10 protein-coding genes are annotated in these 13,081 nt (G+C 36.2%); 1 reads left to right on the forward strand and 9 read right to left on the reverse strand.

Going from position 1 to position 13,081, the window contains the following annotated elements; all coding sequences use genetic code 11:
• Positions 1–22: 22 nt before the first annotated feature.
• The 4 genes from H8S40_RS07145 to H8S40_RS07160 are packed head-to-tail and all read right to left on the reverse strand — an operon-like array spanning position 23 to position 4,297.
• Positions 23–526: a GreA/GreB family elongation factor gene (locus tag H8S40_RS07145; protein ID WP_186864923.1), complete on the reverse strand. Its 504-nt coding sequence runs from the start codon at positions 524–526 to the stop codon at positions 23–25.
• A gap of 1 nt (position 527) precedes the next feature.
• Positions 528–2,903, reverse strand: coding sequence for an ATP-dependent DNA helicase (locus H8S40_RS07150; RefSeq protein ID WP_186864924.1), 2,376 nt, complete (start codon positions 2,901–2,903; stop codon positions 528–530).
• Between the two features lie 9 nt (positions 2,904–2,912).
• On the reverse strand, positions 2,913–3,851 hold the full coding sequence (locus tag H8S40_RS07155) for an SPFH domain-containing protein (RefSeq protein WP_118723639.1): 939 nt from the start codon (positions 3,849–3,851) through the stop codon (positions 2,913–2,915).
• Positions 3,852–3,853: 2 nt separating this feature from the next.
• Entirely contained in the window at positions 3,854–4,297 is a 444-nt protein-coding gene (locus H8S40_RS07160) for an NfeD family protein (protein WP_186864925.1), read from the reverse strand.
• Positions 4,298–4,580: 283 nt separating this feature from the next.
• Here H8S40_RS07160 and H8S40_RS07165 point away from each other — a divergent pair, with 283 nt between their 5' ends.
• Positions 4,581–4,778 (forward strand): cold-shock protein, encoded by a 198-nt coding sequence (locus H8S40_RS07165; RefSeq protein ID WP_022075845.1) that lies wholly within the window; start codon positions 4,581–4,583, stop codon positions 4,776–4,778.
• A 314-nt stretch (positions 4,779–5,092) separates the two neighbouring features.
• Here the strand turns inward: H8S40_RS07165 and glyA are convergent, their stop codons facing one another.
• From glyA to H8S40_RS07190, 5 genes are all read right to left on the reverse strand, one after another.
• Entirely contained in the window at positions 5,093–6,328 is a 1,236-nt protein-coding gene (glyA, locus tag H8S40_RS07170) for a serine hydroxymethyltransferase (protein ID WP_186864926.1), read from the reverse strand.
• A gap of 60 nt (positions 6,329–6,388) precedes the next feature.
• The gene (locus H8S40_RS07175; protein ID WP_366482336.1) at positions 6,389–10,939 is read right to left on the reverse strand and encodes a PolC-type DNA polymerase III; all 4,551 of its coding nucleotides are present in this window, start codon (positions 10,937–10,939) and stop codon (positions 6,389–6,391) included.
• Entirely contained in the window at positions 10,912–11,967 is a 1,056-nt protein-coding gene (ispG, locus tag H8S40_RS07180) for a flavodoxin-dependent (E)-4-hydroxy-3-methylbut-2-enyl-diphosphate synthase (protein ID WP_118723636.1), read from the reverse strand. Before ispG ends, H8S40_RS07175 begins: the two co-directional genes overlap by 28 nt.
• A gap of 81 nt (positions 11,968–12,048) precedes the next feature.
• Complete coding sequence (locus tag H8S40_RS07185; protein WP_118737248.1) at positions 12,049–12,501, reverse strand: hypothetical protein; 453 nt, start codon at positions 12,499–12,501, stop codon at positions 12,049–12,051.
• Between the two features lie 70 nt (positions 12,502–12,571).
• Positions 12,572–13,081, reverse strand: coding sequence for a COG2426 family protein (locus tag H8S40_RS07190; protein WP_022075398.1), 510 nt, complete (start codon positions 13,079–13,081; stop codon positions 12,572–12,574).

Here is a 13,081-nt window from a genome sequence, read left to right on the forward strand (position 1 = left end):
TTCCTATTTTTTATTTCAATATTTAGAATTTGCGAAGCTCATCATTTTCATCATTTTGAGTGTTTATAATTTTTTTAATAATTGCATAGTAGCCGAAATTATCGTTTACCTGAATATATACTCTGTCGTTTAGTTTATGTCCTAAAATTGCTTTTCCAAGAGGAGAATCAATACTGATCAATCCTTGAATTGAACTGCCTCGTACAGAAGTGACAAGTCTGTAGGTCTCTATTTCGTCATCATCTTCCATGTATAATTCTACAGTATTATTAATTCCGACTTCATCATCTTTTGAACTGTCATCGACAATAATGGCTGTTTTCAGCATCCTTTCCAGATAACGAATTCTGCTATCGTTTTTATTTTTATCTTTTTTAGCAGCATGATACTCAAAATTTTCACTTAAATCGCCATGGGCACGAGCCTCTTTTACTGCTTCAATTGCTTCTTTTCTGACAACTAATTTTCTGTATTCAATTTCTTCCTCTATTTTTTTTACATCGCTTTTAGTTAATTTATCACGCATTTTATATTCTCTCCTTATTTTTATCCTGCCAAAATGCGGCTACAGTGTCAGTCACATGATTCAACTGACATAATTGGTATTGTTTCCATTCACGCGGAAATATAGCCTGATATCGATTGTCTAAAAATCTTACATCAAGTAATACAATAACTCCTTTGTCTGATTCTGTACGGATCACACGTCCTGCAGATTGTAATACTTTATTCATTCCCGGATATAAGTAAGCAAAATCAAATCCCGACATTTTTTTTGCATCAAAATATTGTTTCAATAATTCTCTTTCATTACATACCTGAGGCAACCCGGTTCCAACAATAATTGCTCCGATTAAGCGATCTTCAGCCAGATCAATCCCCTCCGAAAAAATTCCTCCCATCACGCAAAAACCAATTAAGGTTCTATCGTTCTGGCTTTCAAAACAATTCAAAAACTCTTCACGTTCAATTTCATTCATATACTGTGATTGAAGAATGCATTCTACAGAATTATTTATCGAAGATGTAGGAAGATTAACAAACTGTTCGTAAACCTCTTCTAACATGCGATAAGAAGGGAAAAATACCATGTAATTTCCTTGTTGGACAGATACAATATTTTGAATGTATCGTGCGATTTTTTGATACATTTCACGTCCACGCAATGTATATTTAGTACTCACATCCTCTGCCAATAAGAGAAGTTTATTTTCTTCTGGAAATGTAGATTTTGCATAAATTGCATAATCATCTGGATTGACACTAAGTAAGTTTTTGTAATAAAAAACAGGTAAAAATGTTGCCGAAAAATAAATTGTGCTGTTCCCATATGCTAAAAAACGTTGTAGATTTGTTGCCGGATTTACACAAAACAATTTTAATTTAAAACGACCATCCGATTCCATTTCCGTATAGATTAAATAATTTTCATCCAAAATATCATGGATATTAATGAATGAACGAATCTGAAAATAAAAATCAAGGAGGGCATCTTTTTTTTCAGGAGAAGGCTGTTCATCAAAATAGTTTTCTATTTCTCCTAGAATATTTAAGCACTTTAAGGCAATGTGTGAAACATTATCTATCACTTGATATGTTTCACATTCACGTTTTAATGCCAAGAGTTGTTTATTACATTCATCCAGGCGTTTTGCAAGCTTTGGAGCATCGCTTTGGAATAATTTTTTCATAGATAAAAAATCTTCTTTGTAAAGCGTGGCGCTATACATCTCTCGACCGCGCTCAACAAGGTTATGTGCTTCATCAATTAAGAACAAATACTCTCCTGTTCCGCCTTCTGAGAAAAAACGTTTTAAATGAGCGTCTGGATCAAATACATAATTATAGTCACAAATGATTGCATCCATCCATTCACTGACATCAAGTGACATCTCAAACGGACATACATGGTATTTTCTTGCCTGTTCTTCTATGACTTCTCTCGTACATTCATCTTTTGTGCTGATTAATTCAAATACAGCATCATTTACACGGTCAAAATGTCCTTTCGCATAAGGACATTCGTCAGGATTACAAATCGCTTCTTCGCAAAAACAAATTTTTTCTTTTGCAGTAATCGTGACAGATTTCCATCTTAATTCGTTCTTGCGAAGTATATAAAAAGCTTGCTCCGCTACGGTTTTTGTAATTGTTTTTGCTGTCAAATAAAATATTTTTTCTCCAAGTCCTTCGCCTATTGCGCGAACAGCCGGGAAAATTGTAGCCATAGTTTTTCCAATTCCGGTTGGAGCCTGGATAAACAAATTTTTTTTGCGAAGTATCGTACGATATACAGAGGATACAACTTCACGTTGTCCTTCTCTATATGAAAATGGAAATTCTGTTTTTTGAATTGTACGATCACGTTCTTTCTTCCATTGAATTTGAAATTTTGCCCATTTTTCATATGCGTGAATTAATTCGTTAAACCATTTTTCCAGATCATCAAACAAAAAATTTTGCTTAAAACGTTTTATTTCTTCTGTTTCCAAGTGACAATATGTCATCTGCACATCAATATTAGTTAAATGTTGCTGTGTGGCATAGATATAGGCGTAACACTTTGCCTGAGCAAGGTGGACGCCTATCGGTTCTTCTATATGAGATAAATCGCGTATAGTTCCCTTTATTTCATCTATGCAGATTCCAGAATCATTTTCAATAATACCATCTGCCCTTCCTTCAATCAGAAGTAAAAAGTCCGTACAAACAACTTTTGTTTTTAATGCTACTTCGGCATGATAATCTGCTCCCATTCTGCGTTGAATCTTACGATGCAATCTGCTCCCTTGCAGCATCGCATCCTTCTCCAGACTGCCGGATGTCCGATTGTCTATATCACCCGTCCGCAATATGAATTCTACTAGATTGCGGACGGAAATCTTTATGATAGGTTCTTCCATTATAATTATCTACTCTTCTGCTTTCTCTGTTCTTGCAACCTCTGAAATTGTTTTTGTCAGCCCTGCAATTCCTTGTAAATCTGACGGAATAATAATTTTTGTCGCTTTACCGTCTGCCGCTTTTGCAAATGCTTCCAGACTCTTTAATGTTAAAACAGCTTCATCGGCTCCTGCTGCCTTGATAAATTCAATACCTTCCGCTGTAGCTTTTTGCACAGTGCGAATCGCTTCGGCCTGACCTTCTGCCTCTTTGATTCGTTTCTGTTTTTCTGCCTCAGCCTTTAAGATTGCAGCTTGTTTTGCAGCTTCTGCCTCTAAAATAACAGATTCTTTTTCACCTTCTGCAACAAGAATTGTAGATTTCTTTTCACCTTCTGCACGCAAGATTGCTTCTCTTCGTTCACGTTCTGCCTTCATTTGTTTTTCCATAGCATCCTGAATAGCCTTAGGAGGCATGATATTCTTTAATTCTACTCTGTTTACTTTAATCCCCCATTCATCGGTAGCAATATCAAGTATTGTACGCATTTTTGTATTGATTGTCTCACGGGATGTTAAGGTTTCATCTAATTCTAAATCTCCGATAATGTTACGCAAGGTTGTAGCGGTCAGATTCTCAATTGCCGCGATTGGATTTTCTACTCCGTATGCGTATTTTTTAGGATCCGTAATTTGGAAAAAGACAACTGTATCAATCTGCATTGTTACATTATCTTTCGTAATAACCGCTTGTGGTTCGAAATCTACAACTTGCTCTTTTAAAGAAACTCTCCTTGCTACTCGATCTAAAATTGGCATTTTGAAATGAATACCTACACTCCATGTTTCTTTATATCCACCAAGACGCTCAAGAACGTAGGCATGAGCCTGTGGAACAATCTTGACACATGAAATAAGTACGAAAAGTACAATAATTAAAATGATGATAAGTACTAAAAATCCAAACATGTTTATCCCTCCTGATATTTTTCAACAATTAATTTTACACCTGAAATTTCAATCACTTTTGCAAGATCTCCTGGATTTAAAATTTCTCCGGTATTTTTTGTGCGTGCGGTCCATTCTAAACCATTCACGACAGCTGCACCCGTTTCTTCTAAATTATCTACTTTTTTTGTGATTTTAACCACTTTTCCTATTACTTGTTCATAATTGGTTTTTTCATGATGACAATTTATGTATTTCATAGCAAAAGGTCTTGTAAATAATAATAAGATAAAGGATACAATTAAAAAGGATATGATCTGACACCATAGGTTGAAACCAGCCAGACATAAAATTAACGCTACTAAAGTTCCTCCTGCCATCCAGATTGTTGTAAGTCCGACAGTAATAATCTCAATGATTAAAAATACAATCAACAATCCAAGCCATATAAAAATCTCTTCTTTCATTTTACTCCCTTCTCTCTTATTCTGTATATTGATCATAAGTATCATATTAATGATATCTTATTCTATTAGTTCTAATTATACAATACTTTTATTATTAATGCATCGATTTTTATTTTTCTCTGCATTGTTGGAAAATTTTTCTTTGAATGAATTTGTACATTTTTACGAATAGTAAAATAATCCGATTGACTTTTATTGTTAAATATGCTAAAATAAACAAGTGTTGTTCAAAGATAAGAACAAACATACTACTATTTTTTAAATTTTTATGGAGGGTCAGGCAATGACAGGTACAGTAAAATGGTTTAATAACCAAAAAGGGTACGGATTCATCTCAGATGCTGAAGGAAATGACGTATTCGTTCACTATTCAGGATTAGTTATGGATGGGTTCAAATCTTTAGAAGAAGGTCAGGCTGTTGAATTTGATGTAACAGAAGGCGCTAAAGGACCACAGGCTACAAACGTAGTAAAACTTTAATCAGATTTTTTTGTGTACCTTTTAATTATATAAATTTATGACGAGATTTAATATTTATAATTTTTAAAAGCAAATAACAAAATGAGATTAAAAAAAGAGCATCTTTCACGATGCTCTTTTTTTATTCGTATTTATCTCAGTCGAGAAGACTCCCACCTCTTTCAGGTAGTGAGTAACAGCAAATTTGTCTCAGTGGGAGTCCAATCTCCGACTGAGATAAACGCTCCGCGAGGATGCGCAGTGATTCTGTAAAGAATGTGTCAGCTTACGCTGACCAGAATCACGCGCCAAGTCTCGCGGCTGCTCGACTTGAATTAACATAACGGATATTTATCTGTCAGTTCAGCAACCATTGCTTTTGCTTTTTCTACATTATCTTCGCTTTCTACTACAAGTGCAATAATTTCAGCAATCTTATCCATATCTTCTTCCAACATACCACGAGTTGTAACAGCTGGTGTTCCAAGTCTCACGCCACTTGTAACAAATGGTGAGCGAGGATCGTTTGGAATTGTATTTTTATTTGCTGTAATATGTGCATCATCCAAACGTTTTTCAAGTTCTTTTCCACTGATTTCTGTTGCAGATAAATCAATCAGCATTAAATGATTATCGGTACCGCCGGAAACAATCTTTATGCCACGTTCTATCAAGCCTTTACTCAAGGCCTGTGCATTTTTAACAACCTGCTCCATATATTCCTTATATTCCGGTTTAAGTGCTTCTTCAAAACAAACTGCTTTTGCAGCAATAACATGCATTAACGGACCACCTTGAATACCAGGGAAGACAGCTTTATTGAAATTAAATTTCTTATTCATTTCTTCGCTGCACATAATCATACCTCCGCGAGGTCCGCGAAGAGTCTTATGTGTTGTTGTGGTGGTAACATGTGCATAAGGAATTGGACTTGGATGTAATCCGGTTGCTACAAGTCCTGCAATATGTGCAATGTCAACCATTAAATAAGCCCCTACTTCATCGGCAATTTCACGAAAACGCTTAAAATCAATCGTTCTTGCATAAGCACTTGCTCCTGCTACGATTAATTTTGGCTTATGTTCTTTGGCGATTCGTAACACTTCATCATAATCAATAAATCCATTTTCATCTACGCCATAGTGAGCAACATCGAAGTATTTGCCGGACAGATTTACAGGTGAGCCATGTGTTAAATGTCCGCCATGATCAAGGTTCATCCCCATAATCTTATCTCCAGGTTCAAGCATAGCAAACATAACTGCCATGTTAGCCTGTGCACCAGAATGTGGTTGTACATTTACATACTCACAACCAAATAACTTTTTAGCACGTTCTCTTGCAAGATCTTCTACAACATCTACGCACTGACATCCGCCATAATATCTTTTTCCAGGATATCCTTCAGCATATTTGTTTGTGAGTGGGCTTCCCATTGCAGCCATCACTGCTTTGCTTACCCAGTTTTCAGATGCAATTAATTCGATATGTGAGTTTTGACGATTCATCTCGTCTTTGATTGCATTCGCAATCTCAGGATCTGTTTTTACTATTTCTTCAAAATCATACATAGTAGTTTCCCTCCATCTCTTCTTTTGTTCCCCATTGGAAACAAGTATAGCATATATTATCTAAAAGTCAAATAATGACAACTGATTACTTTGCGGTAAATCTCCAAATAATCCAAGGTCTGACATAAGATCAATAACAGTTTTACTAACCTTGGTTCTTTGTCTGAAATCATCTAACGACAGATATTTTCCATCTTTTGCAGCGAGTTCTACCGCTTCTGCAGCTTTATCACCCATTCCGTCAATACTTGCAAAAGACGGCATTAGCTTTCCGTCGATAATCTGAAAATCTTTTGCTTTTGCACGATATAAATCAATAGGCATAAACTCCAGTCCGCGGGCATACATTTCCTGAACCAGCTTCATATCTTTTAAAGTATCCTGTTCTTTATTTGTGAGACTATCGGATCTTTTTCTGTAATCATTCATATAATAATTTAACTTTTCTTTGCCCTGGCACATAAGTTCATAAGAAAATGCATCGGCACGAATACTAAAATAAGCACCATAATAAGCGAGCGGATAATTAATTTTACAATATGCGATTCGATAAGCCATCATAACATAGGCAGCAGCATGTGCTTTTGGGAACATATAGCTAATCTTCTTGCAAGAATCAATATACCAGTCCGGTACACCTTTTTCCTTCATTGCAGTTTCCCATTCAGGCTTTAACCCCTTACCTTTTCGTACGCTCTCCATAATTGTAAAAGAAAGTGCACTATCTACTCCCTGATTGATCAAGTAAATCATAATATCATCACGAGTACAGATTGCAGTAGAAATCGTTGCCTTTCCTTGTTTGATCAATTCCTGTGCATTTCCAAGCCATACATTGGTTCCGTGAGACAGACCGGAAATTCGGATTAAATCAGATAATGATTGTGGGTTTGCATCTTGCACCATCTGGATAACAAAATCTGTTCCAAACTCCGGGATTCCAAGACTTCCAAGTGGACAGCCGCTGATATCTTCTGGTTTAATACCAAGTGCACTTGTATTATGGAACAACGAAATAACATCTTTATCATCCAGAGGAATTTTGGTTGCTACAAAAGGATTTTCTTCATTGTATTCATTCTCCAGAGCATCAGATGTAATATAATCCTCCAGCATACGGATCATGGTCGGATCATCATGACCGAGAATATCTAGTTTTAACAAGTTATGATCAATCGAATGATAATCAAAATGTGTTGTTATGATGTCTACAGTCATATCGTTTGCAGGATGCTGAACAGGTGTAAATTCATTAATGTTATGTCCATGAGGAAGTACAACAATTCCTCCCGGATGCTGTCCGGTGCTTCGTCGGATACCTGTACATCCCTGACTGATCCGCTCTATTTCACAACGTCGTTTACGCATACCACGTTCTTCGTAATAGTTTTTTACATAACCGTAAGCTGTTTTATCTGCCAGTGTTCCGATTGTTCCGGCTTTAAAGGTATGCCCCTCTCCAAAAATAACTTCTGTATATTTATGCGCTTTAGACTGATACTCACCGGAAAAGTTCAAGTCAATATCTGGTTCTTTGTCACCTTTGAAACCAAGAAAGGTTTCAAAAGGAATGTCAAATCCTTGTTTTATTAGTTTTTCACCGCATACCGGACAATTTTTATCCGGCATGTCGAATCCACATCCTCCAGCATATGATTTTACTTCTTCAGAATCAAAATCACTATAATGACAATGTGCACAATAATAATGCGGAGATAATGGATTAACTTCTGTAATTCCGGCCATAGTAGCTACAAATGAAGAACCTACGGATCCTCGTGATCCAACAAGGTATCCATCTGCATTTGATTTCCATACTAACTTTTGCGCAATGATGTACATAACGGAATATCCATTAGAAATGATAGAATTTAATTCTTTCTCCAATCGCTTGGATACTGGTTCTGGTAAATTTTCACCATAGATTTCATGAGCACGGTTATAACAAATATCACGCAGATTCTGTTCAGAATTTTCAATGACCGGTGGACATTTGTTAGGATTGACCGGGGATATTTTTTCTATCATATTTGCAATTTTACAAGGATTTTCAATTACGACCTCATGAGCCTTTGCAGAACCTAAATATTCAAATTCTGCCAGCATTTCTTCGGTTGTACGAAGAAATAAAGGTGGTTGGTCATCTGCATCACTGAAGCCTTTTCCTGCCATGATGATACGGCGGTACACTTCATCTTCCGGGTCAAGGAAATGCACATCACAAGTCGCAACAACAGGCTTTTTGAATTTTTCCCCAAGCTGTACAATCTGTCGGTTTATTTCCATCAAATCTTCCAGGGTATTGATATTTGAGTACTTATCACTTGCAAGCATGAATTTATCATTTCCAAGTGGCTGAATTTCGTAATAGTCATAAAATTCTGCCAGTCTGGCAATTACCTGTGGTGATTTTCCATTTAATATAGCCTGATATAACTCACCTGCCTCGCAGGCACTTCCTATGACAAGTCCCTCACGATATTGGTTCAACAAACTTTTTGGAATGCGTGGACGTCGTGCATAATAAGTTAAATGAGATTCTGATATCAACTGATATAGATTGTAACGCCCAATATCATTTTTTGCCAGAATGATGATATGATGTGTTGGAAGCTTTCGAATCGCATTTGGATTCATATCACCGAATTGATTAATTCCTTTTAATGTTGTTATATTGCGCTCTTTCAACATTTCAACAAACTTTACAAAGATTTCTGCGGTTGCTCCTGCATCATCTACTGCTCGATGATGATTTTCTAAAGAAATTCCAAGTGCTTTTGCCACAATATTTAGTTTATATTTTGATAAAGTTGGAAGGAGCACTCTGGCAAGAGCCACTGTATCTACAGATATAAACTTTGGTTCAATATCCTGATAACGGCAGTTTTGTTCAATGAATCCAACATCAAAGCTTGCATTGTGGGCAACAAGTACTGCGTCTTTTGCAAATTCCAGAAATTGTGGGAGAATCACTTCAATATTTGGATACTCCATAACCATATCATCTGTAATACTTGTTAGTTTAGTGATTTCAAAAGGAATTGGTCTTTCAGGGTTTACAAAAGTACTGAATTTATCAACAATTTTTCCGTTGACAACCTTTACAGCTCCAATCTCGATGATTTTATCTTTTATGGCACTAAATCCTGTGGTTTCAATATCAAACACAACATAAACATCATCCAGTGTTTCATCTCCTGCTCCAACAGCAATTTCTGTTAGATCATCTACAACATAGCCTTCTACACCATACAGTATTTTAAATGGATCATCTTTATCCAATCGTTCTATAAAGTGATTTGCATCAGGGAAAGCTTGTGCAATACCATGATCTGTAATGGCAATTGCAGCATGTCCCCAATCGTGGGCACGACGGACAATATCCTGTGTTTCAGATACCCCATCCATATCACTCATTTTTGTATGGCAATGCAATTCTACACGCTTCACGGGACTTAAATCTTCTCTTTTCGTGGTAAAATCACCGATTTTTTTAATTCCGGTAACCGAACCGATAGATAATTCGCCATCATAACGATCAATTGTTGTTACACCTTTGATTTTTATATATGAACCCTTTTTTAAATCTCCAAGCAAATCTGAAAGTTGATCGTTACGAATAAACATTTTTACCATAATAGTATCGGTAAAATCTGTTACAGCAAACATTAAAATAGATTTTTCATTTCGGATTTCTCGAGTTTCAAAAGTAATAATCTTTCCATGAAATGTAATTTCACCCATTTCTGTCTCGACGACATCCAATCGGATTGGTTCATCCTCAAAATCCTTACCATAGATGAGATTTGGATCATTCCCTTGTTTTAACGGACGTATATAACCTTTCTTAAAATCAGATTTAAAGCTTTTACGTTCACCACTATCATTCCCATTGTCCTTTGGTTTCTTATCAACAACAGACTTTTGAGAAACAGGTGTGGCTTTCTTTTCAGGACTGGATTCACCAGACTCTTTTTCCCTCTCTTCTCCATGAAGTTTGCGGTTTCTTGCAAAGATAGCATCTATTTCCCTCTGAATACGCTGTTCATCATATTCCAGGTTTTGGTCTTCTTTTTCTTTTTCCCGATATTCTATACGAATATCCGTCGGAATATGAAAACGTTGATTAAAAATCTCATCCAGTAACGATACAATTTCCTCTTTTCGTCCTTCTGAAACAATTGTATTTAATAATTCAAGACGCATAATTGAATTTGCTTCAAAGTGAATTTCTGCCTGTTCAAACATGCTTGCTGCAAGCACACTGACTTCTTTTAATTCTAATAAAATACTGTCATGGTATTCTACCATTAGTGCTTCTGGCGTATATTGTTCAGAAAGCTGATAATCCTCCTCAATTTTTATCGCTACAGAGGTCTTCCCAAACAGCTGCTTTTTAATGTGTTCTTCCATTCGTTTGATATAACGTTTTTGAATTAGATGCAGACTGAATAGATGAATATTTAAAAATTCTCTTGAAGAATTTGTTGTAATTTTTTTAATCTGCACATCTGCAAATAATTCTTGTATATCTTTTTCAACTTTTAACGTTGGAAATACCTCAAAAAATCTTTTGGCATTACTTACTTGTTCCAATTGTCTAACTCCCATCGAAGTGTATTCAAAAGTTCTGTTTCCGGCACTTTCTTTATAATTTCACCTTTTTTGATCAACAAGCCTTCTCCGATACCACCGGCAATGCCAAGATCAGCCTCTTTTGCTTCTCCTGGTCCGTTTACAACGCATCCCATAACTGCAACTTTAATATCAAGCGGATATTCTGAAACCATGGTTTCAACTTGATTTGCCAATTCAATCAAGTTGATTTTTGTACGTCCGCAGGTTGGACAAGATACAACTTCAATTCCGCCTTTACGAAGTCCTAAGGTACGAAGAACTAATTTTGCAGTTTTAATTTCTTCTACAGGATCTCCAGTCAATGAAACACGAATTGTATTTCCGATGCCTTCGTGTAATATAATACCAAGTCCTACAGAAGATTTGATATTTCCTGAGTAAAGTGTTCCCGCTTCAGTAATTCCGACATGTAAAGGGTATGGGCACTGACTGGCAATTAATTCGTGTGCTTTCACGCACATTAACACGTCCGAGGATTTAATGCTGACAACGAGATTGTCATACCCCATATCTTCTATCATTTTTACTTTATCTAAAGCACTTTCAACAATTCCTTCTGCTGTAACACCGCCGTATTTCTCTATTAATGGCTTTTCAAGTGAGCCACTGTTTACACCTACACGAATGGGCACATGATATTCTTTTGCCTTGTCGACAACAGCTTGTACACGATCTCTTGACCCAATATTTCCAGGATTGATTCGTATTTTATCTGCACCATTTTCAATGGCCGCAATTGCCATACGATAATCAAAATGAATATCCGCTACAAGTGGAATATGGATTTGTTTTTTTATTTCCTTGATAGCCGCTGCTGCTTCTAATGTTGGAACCGTACATCGAATAATCTCACATCCTGCTTTTTCCAGACGTAAAATCTGTGCTACAGTTGCTTCTACATCTTCAGTAGGTGTATTGGTCATAGACTGAATTGCGATTGGGTGATTTCCACCGATTATTACATCTCCAATTTTAATTTCCTTTGTCTTTTCTCTTAACATAGTTCCTCCTTTTTGAAATATCCCTCGTTTTATTTCACGATAGAAAAAACAGGGACGTTTCATATTCATCCCTGTTTATCTTTACTCTTTTTCAAATATTAACTGGCTGCCATATTCCCGGTCTGTCAGTGTCAGTTGATTCTGTTCCATATTGTAATCATAGGTTCCATCTAACCGATCTAACGCCTGAGTAATCACATCTTCTGATATGCCTTCCGAATCAGCTGCCTTTTTTACAGCATCTGTATTGAGACGTAAACTAAAAGTTTTGGTTTTAGAATCAATATCATAATCCATGGAAACTGCAATTTGATTGTCATCAAATTCATCCGGCCATTTTATAATTGCTGTGTTATTCCCTTTGATTGTCATAATTAAATCACTGTCCTCGTAATCCCATGTTCCTTCCAATGGATTCATTGTGAACATACGAACCAGGAAAAATACTGCAATCAAAATAATTACAACAGATGTGACAGACATTACGCTTCGCCAAATAATACTTCTTGTATGATCATCATTTTTTGCGAGCATGTTTTCTTCTCCTCTAATTTGTTCTTCTTTAATTATACGGATTCTCGTATTTTATGTCAATCTAATTTCATTAAGCAAATATTGTTCCGAGAACGGTATAGGATAATATAGTCATAATAACTGTTGCCACTACAAGACCAAGAACAATGGCAGGAAAAGCCTTTCTAAAACGAATTCCCAATAATGCAGCAATCAAAGCTCCTGTCCACGCTCCTGTTCCCGGAAGTGGAATGCCTACAAATGCTACTAGTCCCCAAAATTCATATTTTTCAATATTGGCACTCTGGTTCATCGCTTTATGTTCCAGTTTTTCAACTAAAGGTTTTAGTTTCTTTGTTCCTTTCATCCAATCAAAAATCTTTGTGATCAATAATAAAATGAATGGTATTGGAACCAGATTCCCAATAAAGCAAATAGGAATAGCCTGCCACATAGGTACATCTAAAAGTGCCGGTCCTGCTGCAAGGAGTCCACCTCTAAGTTCAAGAATTGGTACCATAGAAATCAAAAAAATGATGAATTCTTTCCCGACCTTTCCGCTAAGCCCTGCAATTAATCCATTTATTAATGCTTCTTTCAT

The sequence above is a fragment of the Ruminococcus hominis genome (genome assembly GCF_014287355.1).
Taxonomy (GTDB): Bacteria; Bacillota; Clostridia; order Lachnospirales; family Lachnospiraceae; genus Schaedlerella; species Schaedlerella hominis.